Consider the following 15,738-nt stretch of genomic DNA (forward strand, 5'->3'; position numbering starts at 1 on the left):
GCCCCCGCCCGTCCTTCCGCCGCCCGGCGCGCCCGCGCCCACGTGCGTGTCCGTGTCCGGGCCGGTTTCCGCGTCGCTCCCCGGCACCAGCGCCGACACCGCGGCCGTCGGCTCGAAGGCCGCCGCCGGTCGCCGCTGCGACGGTATGAACGCGGCGGCCTCGTACGACGGTGGCCGCAGCGCCCGCATGATCTCGTCCGGGGTGGGCCGCCCGGCGGGGTCCTTCGCCAGGCACTGCCCGATCAGCGGGGCCAGGTCCTCCGGCACGCCCGCCAGATCGGCCTCGTCGTGCACCACCTGGTAGGCCACGATGTACGGGCTGTCCGAGTCGAAGGGACCCCGGCCGGTCGCCGCGTGGACGAGCACGCCCCCCAGGGCGAACACGTCGGCGGCGGGCCCGACCTCGCGCGGTCGCTGGAACTGCTCGGGCGCCATGTACGGCGGCGAGCCGATCAACTTGCCCGTCTCGGTGCGCAGATCGCTGTCGTACGGCCGGGAGATCCCGAAGTCGATGACCTTGGGCCCGGAGTCGGAGAGCAGCACGTTGCTCGGCTTGAGGTCGCGGTGGATCACCCCGGCCCGGTGGATGTCGCGCAGCGCCTCGGCGAGTCCCGCCGTCAGCCTGCGCAGTTCCGCGGGGGCCATCGGCCCGTTCCGCTTCACCTGGTCGGCGAGGGTGGGGCCGGGTACGTACAGGGTGGCCATCCAGGGCAGCACCGCGTCCGGATCGGCGTCGACCACCGGCGCGGTGAAGGCGCCGCTGACCCGCCGGGCGGCCCCGACCTCCTGCCGGAAACGCGCCCTGAACTCGGGATCCGCCGCGTACTGCTGGTGCACCACCTTGACGGCGAGCTGAAGGCCGGAGGCGGAGCGCGCCAGATGCACCACGCCCATGCCGCCCGCGCCGAGACGTGCCTCAAGGCAGTACTGCCCGGCGTACTCCGGATGCTCCGCTTCCGGATTGGCCCCGGTACCTCGCAGCGGCGGCATCGCCCACCCCCGTGTGTTCGTCCGCAAGCGCGACGCACGGAGCCTAGTCGATGGTGCGTGCGATCCGGGGGGAGCTATGTAGCCTGCGCGTCGTACACCATCTCTCAACGGGGGAGGGCCGCATGGCCACGGAAGAGCGCATGGAAGAGCACGCCGACGAGACCGCAACCGGCGAGGACGCGCAGGCGTTCGAGGAGGGCGAGGACCTGGCGACGGCCGGCTCCGACGACGTCGCCAGGTACCCGATCGCGCCCGGCTACCGAGTCAACGTCCGCCGGGGACCGGGCACCAAGTACGGGATCGTCAGGACCCTCCCGTACGGAATGCGGGTCCCGGTCTACTGCCAGAAGCCGGGGGAGCGGGTCACCGGCCCGTACGGCACCTCGAACCTCTGGGACAACATCGCCAACGGCCAGTTCGTGGCGGACGCCTACGTCCACACCGGCAGCGACGGCTACATCGCCCCGCGCTGCGACTGACGACGTCCGGCGGGGACGGGGCGCGGGGTCGGGCGCGGGCGTGACGGGGATCGCGGCCGGGGCGGCGACGGCACGGGGATAATCGACCCCGTGAGCGAGAACAGCGAAGCCCCCGGTTCCGGCACCACGCCCGGCAGCACCGCGCCCGGCCCCACCCCGGGCCCGCGGCCCGAGCCCCTGCGCTTCTTCGGTACGACCTGGGTCGACCACAGCGGGGGTTACGGGCTGCGCCGGGTCGGGGTCTCGATCGGCTCCCTGGCCGCCGCGGTCGCCGCCGGCTTCGTGCTCCGCTTCGCCTACCAGGGGCTGGAGATCGCCGACGTGGGCGGTTTCGTCGGCATGCTGGTGGTCCTGATGTTCGCCATCTGCAGCGCCATCGCCTTCCGCAAGACGTGGGAGGGGTTCAGCCGCCGCCCCGCCGACCCGGTGCGCGAGGCCAATCTGCGCGGCCTCAAGACGATCGGCTTCGTCGGCTCGCTGATCGCGTACTTCCTCCGTACGTTCCGGGAGGCACCGGGCGAGCGGCTGCACCGCACGGAGTACGAGACGGCCCTGGCCCGTTACGAGAAGCGCCGTTCGGCCCGTACCGGGAACCCGGCGGCCCGCAAGAACGCCAAGGGCAAGCGCCCCAAGCGCAAGTAACCCCGGACTCCCGCTCCTGGCCCCGCTCGCGTTCCTGTTCTTGCTTCGCCCCTGTTTCCGCCCCGCTCTCTTCCCGTCCTGTCCGCTTCCTTGACGGGCGGATGGGCCCGGAGAAAAATTCATCACATGATGAATTCTTCGGGCGCCGCCGTCGAGGCCCGTGGCCTCACCGTCGTACGAGGCAACCGCACCGTCCTCCGCGGCCTCGACTTCACCGTCCGGCCCGGCAGGATCACCGGCCTCCTCGGCCCCTCCGGCTGCGGCAAATCCACCCTGATGCGTGCCGTCGTGGGCACCCAGGCCAAGGTCGTCGGCACCCTCCTCGTGCTGGGCAGCCCCGCGGGCCACGCCACCCTCCGCCCGCGCGTCGGCTACGTCACCCAGGACCCGTCGGTCTACGCCGACCTGACCGTCCGGCAGAACCTCGACTACTTCGCGGCGATCCTCCGACCGGGACGCCGGTACCGGGACGCCCGCCGCGCCGACGTCGCGCGCGTCCTCGCCGAGGTCGACCTGGCCGACCGCGCCGACGCCCTCGCCGGGTCCCTCTCCGGCGGCCAGCTCGCCCGCGTCTCCCTGGCCGTCGCGCTGCTCGGCACCCCGGAACTCCTGGTCCTCGACGAACCGACCGTGGGCCTGGACCCCGTGCTCCGCCGCGACCTGTGGAACCTCTTCCACCGCCTCGCCGACGAGCACGGCACCACCCTCCTCGTCTCCTCCCACGTCATGGACGAGGCCGAACGCTGCCACCGGCTGCTCCTCATGCGCGAGGGCGCGATCCTCGCCGACGGCACCCCCGGGGCCCTGCGCACCGCCGCCCGCGCCGACACCGTCGAAGCGGCCTTCCTCCACCTGGTCGACCGCGCCGCCACCCGTCAGGAGACCGCCGAATGAGCCCGGCCCGCACCCTCGCCACCGCCGCCCGGGTCCTGCGCCAACTGGCCCACGACCCCCGCACCGTCGCCCTGCTGCTCCTGATCCCGGTCCTGATGATCACGCTGCTCCGGTACGTGTTCGACGGCAGCCCCAGCACCTTCGACGCCATCGGCGCCTCGCTCCTCGGCATCTTCCCGCTGATCACGATGTTCCTGGTGACCTCGATCGCCACCCTGCGCGAACGCACCTCCGGCACCCTCGAACGCCTCCTCGCGATGCCGCTCGGCAAGGGCGACCTGATCGCCGGCTACGCCCTCGCGTTCGGCGCCGTCGCGATCCTCCAGTCCCTGCTGGCCACCGCGGTCTCGGTATGGGCGCTGGGCCTGGACGTCATCGGCTCCCCGTGGCTGCTGCTCCTCGTCGCCCTGCTCGACGCCCTGCTCGGCACGGCCCTGGGCCTGTTCGTCTCGGCCTTCGCCGCGTCCGAGTTCCAGGCCGTCCAGTTCATGCCCGCCGTGATCTTCCCGCAGCTCCTGCTCTGCGGACTCTTCGTCCCCCGCGATCGGATGGCTCCCGCCCTCGAAGCCCTCTCGAACGTCCTGCCCATGTCGTACGCGGTCGACGGCATGAACGAGGTCCTCCACCACCCCGACGTCACCGGCGACTTCGTCCGCGACGTCGTGGTCGTCGCGGGCTGCGCCGTCCTGGTACTCGTCCTCGGCGCCGCCACCCTCCGCCGCCGCACGGCCTGATCCGCCCCGGTGCGAGGATGACGGCGTCGGCACGACGCCACGGCTCACCGCCGCCGCGACACGCCGTCGGCACGACGCACCGAGATCCGCGAGCACCGCCCGGAGGGTGAACCACATGACCCAGACAGTTGCAGTCCTCGGCACCGGAAAGATCGGCGAGGCCCTGCTCAGCGGCATGATCCGGGCGGGCTGGCGCCCGGGGAGCCTGCTGGTCACCACCCGCCGCTCCGAGCGCGCCGAGGAACTCCACAACCGCTACGGCGTCGAGTCCGTCACCAACGCCGAGGCCGCCGCCCGCGCAGACATCCTCATCCTCGCGGTCAAGCCCCAGGACATGGGCCGGCTGCTCGACGAACTCGCCCCGCACGTCACCGCCGACCGCCTGGTCATCAGCGCCGCGGCGGGCATCACGACCGCCTTCATCGAGGACCGCCTCACCGGGGGGACCCCGGTCGTGCGCGTCATGCCGAACACCCCCGTCCTCGTCGACGAGGGCATGTCCGTCATCTCCGCGGGCAGCCACGCCACCACCGGCCACCTCGACGCCGCCGAGGCGATCTTCGGCGGCGTCGGCAAGACCCTCCGCGTCCCCGAGTCCCAGCAGGACGCGGCGACCGCCCTCTCCGGCTCCGGCCCCGCCTACTTCTACTTCCTCGTCGAGGCGATGACCGACGCGGGCATCCTGCTCGGCCTGCCCCGCGCCCAGGCCCACGAACTGATCGTCCAGGCCGCCATCGGCGCCGCCGTCATGCTCCGCGACAGCGGCGAGCACCCGGTCAAGCTCCGCGAGGCCGTCACCAGCCCGGCCGGCACCACCATCAGCGCCATCCGCGAGCTGGAGAACCACGGCGTGCGCGCCGCCCTCATCGCCGCCCTCGAAGCCGCCCGCGACCGCAGCCGCGAACTCGCCTCCGGCAACGGCTGAGCCCCTACCGGGCGGACGCACCCTCCAGCACGTCCTCCGTGGTCACGACCCGGGCGAACCGCCCGCCGTGCAGCGACACCGCCGTCGCCCGGGTCAGCTCCTCCGCGGTCTGCGTCCAGCCGAAGGGCCCGGCCAGGTCGAAGGTGTGCATCGCGTCCAGCGGGAACAGCACGTCGTACCCGAGGTTCCCGCCCATCCGCGCGGTGGTCTCGTTGCACATGTTCGTCTGGATGCCCACGACCACGACCTGCGAGACGCCCGCGCCCTTCAGCCAGGCGTCCAGGTCCGGCTCCCCGTAGAACGCCGAGTTCACGGTCTTCCGAACCAGCACCTCCGGCCCGGAGCCCTTCCCCCTCCGCTCCTCGACGAAGTCCTTGAACTCGTTCCCGCCGGTCCCCGGCTCCAGCGGCGAACCGGGGTGCAGCGAGTCGTGCCGTACGAACACCACCGGACGCCCCGTCTCCTGCCAGGCGTCGATCAGCGTCGCGATGTTCCGTTCCGCGTCGGGGTTGTTCCGCCGACCCCAGAACTCGTACTCGAAGCCCTTCTGCACGTCGATGACGATCAGGGCCGCGTTGTCGTTGATCTCCGTGTTCTCCATGCCCTCGATCCTGCTGGCCCGTGGACCGCGGCCCCAGAGGCAGAAAAGACGGCGATCGATGGTTTACTGCCAAGGTGCCGACGCCGACACCGACACCGAAGCCGACGCCTCAGCGCATCGCCCTCCTCGCCTTCCCCGGCATCCGGGCCTTCGACGTCTCCGTCGTCCAGGAGGTCTGGGGCCGTGACCGCGCCCCCCGCGGAGTACCGCCCTTCGAGCTCCGCCGCGTCGCCGCCGACCCCGCCGTGCCCGTCCCCCTGGGCGGCTTCCTCTCCCTCACCGCCGACCGCGGCCTCGACTGGCTCGATCGCGCCGACCTCGTCGTCGTGCCGGGCGTCGAGGATCCGGACGCCGACGTCCCCGAGCCCGTGCTCGACGCCCTGCGCCGCGCCCACGCCGCCGGCACCCCGGTCGCCGCGCTCTGCGCAGGGGCCTTCGTGCTCGCCCGCGCCGGTCTCCTCGACGGCCGCCGCGCGGTCACCCACTGGTACCTCGCCGACCGCCTGAGCGTCCGGCACCCCTGTGTACGCGTCGAACCGGACGCCCTCTTCGTCGAGGACACCGGCATCTGGACCTCCGCGGGCGTCGCCGCCGGCATCGACCTCTGCCTCCACCTCGTCCGTACCGTCCACGGCGCGGAGGCCGCCGCGGCCATCGCGCGCGCCATGGTCACCGCCCCGTTCCGCACCGGCACCCAGGCCCAGTTCATCGAGCACCCCACGCCCCGGGCCGACCGGGACGCCGACGCCCTCGCCTCGGTACGGGCCTTCGCCCTGGCCCATCTGTCCGAGCCCCACACGGTCGCCGACCTCGCCGCCCGCGCCGGGATGTCCCCCCGCTCCTTCGCCCGCCACTTCCAGGCCGGCACCGGCACGACCCCCCTGCGCTGGCTGATCACCCAACGCGTCGCCGCGGCCCAGAAGCTCCTGGAGCGCACCGACCTCCCCCTTCCCGAGGTCGCCCGCCGCACCGGCTTCGGCAGCGAGGTCACCATGCGCCAGCACTTCGCGACCCACCTCTCCACCAGCCCCCGCGCCTACCGCCTGGCCTTCCACCAGGACCCGACGCGATCCGGGGTTGACACGGCATGCCCCGATCCGTAGTGTGCTCCGAGTTGTCCGACGTGAGAACCGACTCCGGTCGGCCCCGGACGACCATTCCGCAGTATTCACACCGAGTCGGCGACATCTGTCGCCCGGCTTTTCCGTGTGCATTTGCGGAATGAGGAAACCGCGTTCGAAGGAACGCAGCCCCGATTGGTGTCGGGGCCCTGGATTCCGCTAAAGTCTCACCAGTCGGAACGGCCCAACGGCCGGGAAGACGAATCCCGCTGACTGGGAATCAGGCCCGAAAGGATCTGATAGAGTCGGAACCGCCGGAAAGGGAAAACGCGGAAGCGGAGGACCTGGAAGGCGAATCCCGCTGACCGGGAATCGGGTCCGAAAGGATCTGATAGAGTCGGAAACGCAAGACCGGAGGGAAAAGCCCGGAGGAAAGCCCGAGAGGGTGAGTACAAAGGAAGCGTCCGTTCCTTGAGAACTCAACAGCGTGCCAAAAGTCAACGCCAGATATGTTGATACCCCGGCCTGCTACGGCAGGTTGGTGGTTCCTTTGAAAGTCCTGCGGGATCCTTCGGGTTCCGGCAGGCAATTGCACAGCGCCAGATGTGGAAGCCCGGTAACGGGTGGAGCTGACTGGTACTAATAGGCCGAGGGCTTGTCCTCAGTTGCTCGCGTCCACTGTGTTTGTTCTGAAATAACGAACGGCTGTGTTGTCACCGGTTGTTCAGAATTTCATAGTGTTTCGGTGGTCATTGCGTTAGGGAAACGCCCGGTTACATTCCGAACCCGGAAGCTAAGCCTTTCAGCGCCGATGGTACTGCAGGGGGGACCCTGTGGGAGAGTAGGACGCCGCCGAACAATCATTCCGGGAGAGCCCCGCACCTCATGGTGCGGGGCTTTTCTGCGTTTCGGCGTCTAGTCTCGGACCATGCGCTACGAACTGGTCATCTTCGACAACGACGGTGTGCTCGTGGACAGCGAGCCGATCGCCAACACCATCCTGGCCGAGTACCTCACGGAGCTCGGCCACCCCACTTCGTACCAGGAGAGCCTTCGCGACTACATGGGGTCGGCCGTGCACCGGGTGCACGACCTCGTCGAGGAACGGACCGGGGAGAAGCTGCCCGAGGACTTCGACGCGACGCTCCACGCGCGGACCGTCGCCGCTTTCCAGCAGGAGTTGGAGCCGGTGCCGGGCATCGCCGACGTGCTGGGAAAGCTCGTCGCCGACGGGGTTCCGTACTGCGTCGCGTCCTCCGGCAGCCACGAGCGGATCCGGGCCGGACACCGGAAGACCGGGATGGACCAGTGGTTCGAGGAGGAATGGATCTTCAGCTCGGAGGACGTGGGGCGGGGCAAGCCGGCCCCCGACCTGTTCCTGCACGCCGCCGAGCGGATGGGGGTCCGTCCCGAACGGTGCGTCGTCATCGAGGACAGCCCGCTCGGAGTGGAGGCGGCCAGGGCCGCGGGCATGGACGTGTACGGGTTCACGTCGATGATGCCGGCGGACCGGCTCACCGGTGTGACCGGCTACTTCTCCGACATGGGCCAACTCCCGGAATTGCTCGCCTGATCCATCTACCCACGGGTAGAGACTGGCCTTACGCTCGCGGCCATGACAGATGCTCGCTTGCGGCACGGCCGGGCTTCCCTCACGTTGAGCTTCTTCGTGCAAGGGGTCACCTTCGCCCTGCTGGTGACACGGATTCCCGCCATCCAGGACCGGTACGGGATATCCGACGGGCTGCTGCCCGTGTTCCTCGCCGCGGTACCCATCCTGGCGGGAGTGGGCAGTGTGGTCACCGAGAAGGTGGTCGCACGGGTACGGCCCGGGGTCGTGCTGAGGTGGGCGCAGCCCGTCGTGATGCTCGCGCTCCTCGGTGCCGGTGCCGGTGACGCGCTGTGGCAAGTGGCCCTGGCGCTGGGGGTGTTCGGGATCGCCGTCGGGGCGCTGGACGCCTCGATGAACATGATGGGAGTCAGTCTCCAGCGGGCGTACGGGCGCTCGATCATGCTGGGGTTCCACGCCGCGTACAGTCTCGGCGGGATCGCCGGGGCGTCCATGGCCTGGGCGGGGGCGCACTGGGACCTGTCGCTGCTGGTCTCGTACCTGCCGGCGGTGGTCGTGCTGCTGCCCGCGGCGTTCGTCGGCAGCCGGTGGTACACCGAGGGCGGGTCGGCGGAGAAGGGCACGGGCGCGGGACAGGAACGGGGCAAGGGGGCGGTTCCGGTCTCCTTCAAGCTGCTGCTGCCGCTCTGCCTGGTGATGAGCTTCGCGTACATCGGGGACTCGACGGTCTCCAACTGGAGCGCCAAGTACCTCCAGGACGTGCTGGGCAGCTCGGAGCAGATGTCGACCGTTCCGTACAACGTCTACATGGTGACGACGCTGCTGGGGCGGGCCGTCGGGGACTTCGGGGTGCGGCGGTTCGGGGCGGTGGCCGTGGTGCGGGGCGGGAGCGTGCTGGCCGCCGCGGGCTTCGGTGTGGTGGCCGCGGCCCGCGGGACGTGGACCGGGATGCTCGGGTTCACCATGCTGGGGCTCGGGCTGTGCGTGATCGTGCCGCAGACGTTCGCCGCCGCCGGGCGGATGTTCCCCGGGGCGAGCGACACGGCGATCGCACGGCTGAACGTCTTCAACTACGTGGGCTTCCTGGTGGGATCGCCGCTGGTGGGGGCGCTCGGGGACGCGTGGAGCTACCGGGGGGCCATGCTCGTGCCGATGGTGCTGGTGCTCGCGATGCTCGTGCACGCCAAGTCGTTCGGGGCGGAGCCCGCCCGATACGGTGGCGGGCATGAGCGGCCGCGCACAGCTGATGTGGGATGACGCAGTAACGGGATACGACTTCGGGGAGAGCCACCCGATGGACCCCGTCAGGCTCGCCCTGACCATGGGGCTGGTCCGGGCCCTGGGACTCGACGGCGCGGTGGACGTGGTGGCGGCCAAGCCGGCCGGGGACTCCACGCTGCGGCTGGTGCACCGCGAGGACTACGTGGCCGCGGTGCGGGCCGCGTCCGCGGACCCGAAGCGGGCCGATCAGCGCTACGGGCTGGGCACGGTGGACGATCCGGCGTTCGCCGGGATGCACGAGGTGTCGGCGCTGATCGCCGGGCAGTCGGTGGCGGCGGCCGAGGCGGTGTGGCGCGGGGAGACCGCGCACGCGGTGAACTTCACGGGCGGGCTGCATCACGCCATGCCGGGCGGTGCGGCCGGGTTCTGCATCTACAACGACGCGGCGCTCGCCATCGCGCGGATGCTGGAGCTGGGCGCCGAACGGATCGCGTACGTCGATGTGGACGTGCACCACGGCGACGGGGTGCAGGCGGCCTTCTGGGAGGACCCGCGGGTCCTGACCGTTTCGCTGCACGAGCATCCGCGGACGCTGTTCCCGCAGACCGGCTGGCCGGAGGAGACCGGTTCCGGGGCGGGCGAGGGCAGTGCGGTCAACGTGGCGCTGCCAGCCGGTACCGGGGACGCGGGGTGGCTGCGGGCGTTCCACGCGGTGGTGCCGGAGCTGCTGGCGGACTTCCGGCCGCAGGTGGTGGTGAGCCAGCACGGGGCCGACACGCACTTCGAGGACCCGCTCGCCCACCTCGCGGTGTCGCTGGACGCGCAGCGGGCGGTGATGGCGGCCTGTCACGACCTGGCCCACGAGTACGCGCAGGACGGGCGCTGGCTGGCGCTCGGCGGGGGCGGCTACGCGGTGGTCGACGTGGTGCCGCGGTCCTGGACGCATCTGGTGGGGATCGCCGCGCACGCGCCGGTGGACCCGGAGACGGTGATTCCGCCGTCGTGGCGGGACGAGGTCTACGCCCGGACCCGGCAGTTGGGGCCGGGGCGGATGACGGACGGACGCACCCCCTCCTGGAAGCCGTGGGAGGAGGGGTACGACCCGGCGGACCGGCTCGACCAGGCGGTGCTGGCGACGCGGCGGGCGGCGTTCCCGCTGCGGGGGCTGCTGACCTGAGAAGGGGCGGAACCGGTCGGGGTGCGGCCGGTTCTGTCACGTGGCGAGGAATGGTTACGCCAACTGTGGGGCGTGAGCGGACTTCCGGCCCCCCGTCCGGGTGATTGGGGGAGCATCGGTGGAGTGTTGAGCACCGGAGCGCTGCGTGCGCATCTGCTGGCGGCCCGGCTGGCCGGGCCCGTGGCCACCTCGCGGGAGGAGAGCCTGCGGAGCTATCGGCTCTTCGCGGCCCGGGACCCGCGGGTGACGCTCGGTCTCCATCCCCGTCGGGGATGGGAGGAGCACGAACTTCTTCGTCTGATGGCCGATCGGTGCGGGGTTTCGTCCGATCCCGGGCATGTATCGGGTCCCGATGTGATCGATCCGGAGCGGACCCTGGCAGGTCTGGACGCTTTCGCGGAGCGGCTCGCGCATGCGGCGGTCCGGCGGGCGCCGGTGCTGTTCGGGACCGGTCATCCGCACCGGCTGCTCGGTTTCTACGCAGCGCTGGCAGACGCCATGTCGGCGGCCGGGTGTTCCGTACTCACTCCCGCGCAGGGGCGATGTATCGACATAACGACCCGGTTCGGCGTACGTACGTTCAGCCTCGACTACGTACGGGGAGTCGCGATGGTGCGCGAACCCGGCGTGCGGCTCCCCGGTGGTGACACCGGCGCACACACGCATTCGCCGCTGCCGGTCAGGGTGGTCCTGGACGCGGCGGCGGAGGGATGCGGGCCGCTGCCGGAGCTGGTGATCGGGGACCACGGCTGGGTCTGCGGGGCAGGTCAGCTGGGCATCGAGGCGATCGGGCTCGCGGACACGGACGATCCCGCGCTGTTCGTCGGGGAGGCCGAGGGGCGGGTCGCGGTCGCGGTGCCGCTCGACGACGCCGTCCGCTCGGCCTACTACCGGCCGCTCACGCGCTATGTACTCAATCGGGCGTGTCTGTCACAGTAGGCGGCCGATCGGCTCTCCTCTTCCCCACTCGCATCACCCGCCCCTAATCTGGGGAGTGAGCGCACAACGACGAAGAGTCACCGGAGGGGAAGCCGGTGGGCGTCTCGTGCGGAAGGTACAGGTGGGTCATGGCTGCTGGCAGCGAGAGGCCTCTCAACGAGGTCAAGTTTCTGACTGTGGCGGAAGTCGCCTCGGTCATGAGAGTGTCGAAGATGACCGTGTACCGCTTGGTGCACAGCGGTCATCTGCCGGCAATTCGGGTGGGCAGGTCCTTCCGGGTTCCGGAGCAAGCGGTTCACGAGTATCTCCGCGAGTCCTTTGTGGGGGTGGAGTCCGCCTGAGGTTCACCTCGGATTACGCCCCTCACGCGCTGGCGGGTAGGCTAGGCCGACGTAGGTCGTGTGGGCCCAGACGCCCCGCACCAGTGAAGAAGAAGTGAGCGAGGGTAGTCGTGGGCTCTGTTATCAAGAAGCGGCGCAAGCGGATGGCCAAGAAGAAGCACCGCAAGCTGCTCAAGCGCACGCGCGTTCAGCGTCGCAACAAGAAGTAAGCGAACGCGGTTCGTGATTCCGCAGCCCTCCCGCCGTCCCGGCGGGAGGGCTGCGGTGCGTCGTGGGCGGCTGCATTCGGACCAAGAAGTCGGGCAGGAACCGAAGAAGGCAGCCGCGCGGTCATCACGGGGCGACAACCACCCGCTACGGTGACGGCCAGGGAAACCTTCGGACGGAAGGCGCTGATCTTGGGGAAGGTCGTGCTGGTCACAGGAGCGGCCCGGCAGTTGGGGGGCCGCTTCGTGCGGCGCATCCAGCGTGATCCGGAAGTGGACCGGGTGATCGCCGTCGACGCGGTCGAACCGGGACATCCGCTGGGCGACGCCGTTTTCGTACCGGCGGACATCCGCCAGCCCGCGATCGCCAGGGTCCTCGCCGAGCACGCCGTCGACACGGTGGTGCATCTGGACGTCTCGGCGAAGGCGGTCGGCACGGGCGGCCGGACGACGGTCAAGGAGACCAACGTCATCGGCACCATGCAGTTGCTCGGGGCCTGCCAGAAGTCGCCCGGTGTGCGTCGGCTGGTGGTCAAGTCGAGTACGAACGTGTACGGCTCGGCGCCCCGCGACCCGGCGGTCTTCACCGAGACGACCCCGCCCAAGTCCCTGCCCAGCGGGGGCTTCGCCAAGGACGTGGTGGAGGTCGAGGGGTACGTGCGCGGGTTCGCGCGCCGCCGGCCGGACGTCGCCGTGTGCGTGCTCAGATTCGCGAACATCCTGGGGCCGCAGGCGGACTCGCCGCTCGCGGACTACCTCGCGCTGCCGGTGCTGCCGACGGTGTTCGGGTACGACCCGAGGCTCCAGTTCGTGCACGAGGACGACGTCGTGGACGTCCTGGGCACCGCCTCGCGGGAGCCGGGGCGCGGGACGCTGAACAGCGGCACGTTCAACATCGCCGGGGACGGGGTGCTGCTGCTCTCGCAGTGCTCGCGGCGGCTGGGGCGGCCGACGGTGCCGTTGCTGCTGCCCGCGGTCACCTGGGTGGGCCAGGCGCTGCGCACGGTCGGCATGACGGACTTCTCGCCGGAGCAGATCCGGCTGCTCACCCACGGCCGGGTGGTCTCCACCGTCCAGATGCGCGAGACGCTCGGTTTCCATCCCCGCTTCAGCACCGCGGAGACGTTCGCGGAGTTCGCGCGCAGCCAGGGTCCGGGCCTGCTGCCGCCGGGGACGGTGGGCAGGGCGGTCGACGCGCTGGCCGCCGTGCCGTTCGCCGGGACGGACGGCGATGTCCCCGGGACCACCGGGGCCGGCGACACCGTGCCGGCCCCCAGCGCCAGGTAGAGGAGCGCACCGACGATGGCGGATGCCAAGGTCATTCCGTTCGACGACGACCGTTCGCGGGCGGGCGGTTCGTCGCGCGCCGCGCGGCGCCGGTCCTCGGCGGGCGTCGGCCGGGCCCAGGGGCCCGCGACGGCCCCCGCGGTGGGGACCGCGGCCGTGAGCGCCCTGCCGGSCCGGCAGGACGTCCCGCGGCCGAAGGAGGAGCCCGGGGCCGAGGGGCTCGGGGGGTCCGCGCCGGACGAGGGGCGCGGCGGCTGGGAGCGGCGGCTGGCCGGCGGGCTCGCGTTCCTGCGGCGCCGGGTCACCGGCGAGTACGACGTCGACGAGTTCGGGTACGACGAGGAGCTGACCGATCAGGTCCTGATGTCGCTGCTGCGGCCGGTGTACGAGAAGTACTTCCGGGTCGAGGTGAAGGGCATCGAGAACATCCCGTCCGAGGGCGGGGCGCTCATCGTGGCCAACCATTCGGGGACGTTGCCGCTCGACGGGCTGATGCTCCAGGTCGCGGTGCACGACAACCATCCGGCGGACCGGCACCTGCGGCTGCTCGCCGCCGATCTCGTCTTCATGCTGCCGGTGGTGAACGAGCTGGCCCGCAAGGCCGGGCACACGCTGGCCTGCTCGGAGGACGCGGAGCGGCTGTTGCGGCGGGGCGAGGTCGTCGGGGTGATGCCGGAGGGGTTCAAGGGCATCGGGAAGCCCTTCGGGGAGCGGTACAAGCTCCAGCGGTTCGGGCGGGGCGGTTTCGTCTCGACGGCGCTGCGGGCGGGGGTGCCGATCGTGCCGTGCTCGATCGTGGGGGCGGAGGAGATCTACCCGATGATCGGCAACTCGAAGACGCTGGCGCGGTTGCTGGGATTCCCGTACTTCCCGATCACGCCGACGTTCCCCTGGCTCGGGCCGCTCGGGGCGGTGCCGCTGCCGACGAAGTGGACGATCCAGTTCGGGGAGCCGATCTCCACGAGCGGGTATCCGGTGGAGGCGGCGGAGGATCCGATGCTGATGTTCAACCTGACGGATCAGGTGCGGGAGCAGATCCAGCACACGCTGTACAAGCTGCTGGTGCAGCGGCGCTCGGTGTTCTTCTGAGGAGTGTTCCCGCGGGCACACGGGGTGCTTCCGCGGGTACGGGTACGGGTACGGCGTCGGCCGCCGGGCGGGTTCGGGCCGTCCGGCGGCCGACGCGGCGTTTTTGTGCGAGCGGGGCGTGCTAGCCGTTCGCGTTCTCGCCGTTGATTCCGAGGCCCGGGAGCAGGCCGGGGAGGAGCGGGGGCAGGGTGACGTCCGGGGCGGGCGGGATGTCGGTCCGGCCGTCGGAGGACGGGTCGACGCCCGGGGGCGGGGTGCCGAAGAGGCCGTCCGTGCCGCCGGAGATCAGGCCGTCGGAGGAGGTGTCCGATCCGGACGGGCGGGGCGCGGTGCTGTCGTCCGTGCGCTCCCGGGAGGCTTCCGGCGAGGAGGGGCTGGTGGAGGCGTCCGTGCGCGAGGGGCCCGTGCCGCGTTCCGTGGTGTCCGATCGCCGGGTGCCGTCGCCGCTGTCCGGGGTGCGGGGCAGCAGCGACTGCAGCGGTTCGACCTCTTCGTCCATGGCGTCGAAGACCGAGCTGACCTCGTCGCCGATGTCCATGAGCTGTACGGGCAGCCGGTCGCGCAGGTTGCTCCAGCTCTCGCGGTGCGAGCGGGAGAAGGAGTCGAGGGCCTGGATCGGGCCGATGGCGCCGTCGCGCCGGTAGACGGAGCTGAGCAGGCGGTGGCCCTCGGTGGCGTCGTGCGTCATGCCGTTGAGCGTGCGCCTGATCTCGCTGAGCTGTTCGTGGTCCAGGTCGCCGGAGCGGGCGCGCTCCATCAGCCGGCGGGCCTCGTTGAGCCGGGTCGACGCCTGGTCGAGGTAGACCTTGCCGCGGTCGGTGTCGCCGCTGGCCATGCCGAGGTGGAGGTCTTCCATGCCGCGCTTGAGCCCGTACAGCGAGTCACCCGGGAGGGCGTCGGAACTGGCAGCGGCCACTCCGCCGAAGGCTCCCGCCGCCACACCGACGGTGAGTCCGCCGGCCGCGAGCCCCTTCGTCCAGCGGGAACGGGGACGCAATTTCCGGAGCGGGGAGGCCCGGTGGGCCCCCTTCGTGCGCTGTTCGGGCACCGTAGGGCCCGCGGACGCGCCGCCCTCGGTGAGCATGGCTTCCATGGCGGCGACGAGCTGGGCTCGTTGCACCACTTTGACCTCGGGGTCCAACTCCGGCCGCGGTACTTCACCGAGGCCGTTCGCCAGGGCCAACAGCGGTCCGTGGTCGGCCTGTTCGGCCGGGTCATCGGGCTGTTCGGCCGTTGCCCCGGGGATCGACTGCTCCTCCAGGGCCTGGGCGAAGGCGTTCGCCCGCCGGTGTGCCGAAACGTTTGCGATCACTGGCGGCACCTCCTCTCGTCATGACGGTCGACTCCCCTGGGGATCCGGAAGGTTGCACACCTTGAGCGCTTCCACACGAATGAGTGAGTGTCGGCGGACATGGGGTGACGACAGGGGGCCTGCAACCGGCACAACGAGGGGCGCGGCACTTGGGTTACGCACGAAGGATGATCGGACCAGTGCGTGACGGGGGAGTCGCCGAGCGTGTCCGTGGCGGGGCGCGGCGGGCGTGTTCGAGGGGCGGATTGCGGGCGCGTTCGGGTGCGGGGC

General features: G+C 71.1%; 17 protein-coding genes and 1 rRNA gene. 15 read left to right on the forward strand and 3 right to left on the reverse strand.

Annotated elements, in window-relative coordinates; all coding sequences use genetic code 11:
- A partial coding sequence (locus tag EAO76_RS46935) for a serine/threonine-protein kinase (protein ID WP_262376090.1) occupies positions 1-990 on the reverse strand: 990 nt, incomplete at its 3' end.
- A 122-nt stretch (positions 991-1,112) separates the two neighbouring features.
- Between EAO76_RS46935 and EAO76_RS37785 the strand changes: the two genes are divergently transcribed.
- From EAO76_RS37785 to proC, 5 genes are all read left to right on the forward strand, one after another.
- The gene (locus EAO76_RS37785) at positions 1,113-1,469 is read left to right on the forward strand and encodes an SH3 domain-containing protein (RefSeq protein ID WP_187438941.1); all 357 of its coding nucleotides are present in this window, start codon (positions 1,113-1,115) and stop codon (positions 1,467-1,469) included.
- A gap of 90 nt (positions 1,470-1,559) precedes the next feature.
- The gene (locus tag EAO76_RS37790) at positions 1,560-2,111 is read left to right on the forward strand and encodes a hypothetical protein (protein WP_148840731.1); all 552 of its coding nucleotides are present in this window, start codon (positions 1,560-1,562) and stop codon (positions 2,109-2,111) included.
- 126 nt (positions 2,112-2,237) lie between these two features.
- Complete coding sequence (locus EAO76_RS37795; protein WP_148840732.1) at positions 2,238-3,005, forward strand: ABC transporter ATP-binding protein; 768 nt, start codon at positions 2,238-2,240, stop codon at positions 3,003-3,005.
- Complete coding sequence (locus EAO76_RS37800; protein ID WP_148840733.1) at positions 3,002-3,739, forward strand: ABC transporter permease; 738 nt, start codon at positions 3,002-3,004, stop codon at positions 3,737-3,739. Before EAO76_RS37795 ends, EAO76_RS37800 begins: the two co-directional genes overlap by 4 nt.
- 115 nt (positions 3,740-3,854) lie before the next feature.
- Complete coding sequence (gene proC, locus EAO76_RS37805; RefSeq protein WP_148840734.1) at positions 3,855-4,664, forward strand: pyrroline-5-carboxylate reductase; 810 nt, start codon at positions 3,855-3,857, stop codon at positions 4,662-4,664.
- A 4-nt stretch (positions 4,665-4,668) separates the two neighbouring features.
- Here the strand turns inward: proC and EAO76_RS37810 are convergent, their stop codons facing one another.
- Positions 4,669-5,265 (reverse strand): cysteine hydrolase family protein, encoded by a 597-nt coding sequence (locus EAO76_RS37810; protein ID WP_148840735.1) that lies wholly within the window; start codon positions 5,263-5,265, stop codon positions 4,669-4,671.
- 74 nt (positions 5,266-5,339) lie between these two features.
- Here EAO76_RS37810 and EAO76_RS37815 point away from each other — a divergent pair, with 74 nt between their 5' ends.
- From EAO76_RS37815 to EAO76_RS37865, 10 genes are all read left to right on the forward strand, one after another.
- A complete protein-coding gene (locus EAO76_RS37815; protein ID WP_148840736.1) occupies positions 5,340-6,368 on the forward strand; it encodes a GlxA family transcriptional regulator in 1,029 nt (342 codons plus the stop codon).
- Positions 6,369-7,067: 699 nt separating this feature from the next.
- Positions 7,068-7,184: ribosomal RNA gene (gene rrf, locus EAO76_RS37825) — 5S ribosomal RNA — on the forward strand.
- A gap of 70 nt (positions 7,185-7,254) precedes the next feature.
- Positions 7,255-7,899 carry an HAD family phosphatase gene (locus EAO76_RS37830; protein WP_148840737.1) on the forward strand — a complete coding sequence of 215 codons (645 nt, stop codon included), beginning with the start codon at positions 7,255-7,257 and terminating at the stop codon, positions 7,897-7,899.
- A gap of 42 nt (positions 7,900-7,941) precedes the next feature.
- A complete protein-coding gene (locus tag EAO76_RS37835) occupies positions 7,942-9,153 on the forward strand; it encodes an MFS transporter (RefSeq protein WP_187438942.1) in 1,212 nt (403 codons plus the stop codon).
- On the forward strand, positions 9,122-10,294 hold the full coding sequence (locus tag EAO76_RS37840; protein WP_148840738.1) for an acetoin utilization protein AcuC: 1,173 nt from the start codon (positions 9,122-9,124) through the stop codon (positions 10,292-10,294). Before EAO76_RS37835 ends, EAO76_RS37840 begins: the two co-directional genes overlap by 32 nt.
- Before the next feature lie 123 nt (positions 10,295-10,417).
- Positions 10,418-11,233, forward strand: coding sequence for a phosphatase (locus tag EAO76_RS37845; protein WP_148840741.1), 816 nt, complete (start codon positions 10,418-10,420; stop codon positions 11,231-11,233).
- Between the two features lie 128 nt (positions 11,234-11,361).
- Positions 11,362-11,574 (forward strand): helix-turn-helix domain-containing protein, encoded by a 213-nt coding sequence (locus EAO76_RS37850; RefSeq protein WP_014046653.1) that lies wholly within the window; start codon positions 11,362-11,364, stop codon positions 11,572-11,574.
- A 110-nt stretch (positions 11,575-11,684) separates the two neighbouring features.
- Entirely contained in the window at positions 11,685-11,783 is a 99-nt protein-coding gene (locus EAO76_RS37855) for a 30S ribosomal protein bS22 (protein ID WP_003948845.1), read from the forward strand.
- 189 nt (positions 11,784-11,972) lie between these two features.
- Positions 11,973-13,067, forward strand: a complete 1,095-nt coding sequence (locus tag EAO76_RS37860; RefSeq protein ID WP_148840742.1) for an NAD-dependent epimerase/dehydratase family protein — start codon at positions 11,973-11,975, stop codon at positions 13,065-13,067.
- A 15-nt stretch (positions 13,068-13,082) separates the two neighbouring features.
- Positions 13,083-14,156 carry a lysophospholipid acyltransferase family protein gene (locus tag EAO76_RS37865; protein ID WP_148840743.1) on the forward strand — a complete coding sequence of 358 codons (1,074 nt, stop codon included), beginning with the start codon at positions 13,083-13,085 and terminating at the stop codon, positions 14,154-14,156.
- Positions 14,157-14,277: 121 nt separating this feature from the next.
- Here EAO76_RS37865 and EAO76_RS37870 read toward each other — a convergent pair whose 3' ends face one another.
- The gene (locus tag EAO76_RS37870) at positions 14,278-15,468 is read right to left on the reverse strand and encodes a DUF5667 domain-containing protein (protein ID WP_148840745.1); all 1,191 of its coding nucleotides are present in this window, start codon (positions 15,466-15,468) and stop codon (positions 14,278-14,280) included.
- Positions 15,469-15,738 lie beyond the last annotated feature (270 nt).

The sequence above is a fragment of the Streptomyces sp. sk2.1 genome, from assembly GCF_008120935.1.
Taxonomy (GTDB): Bacteria; Actinomycetota; Actinomycetes; order Streptomycetales; family Streptomycetaceae; genus Streptomyces.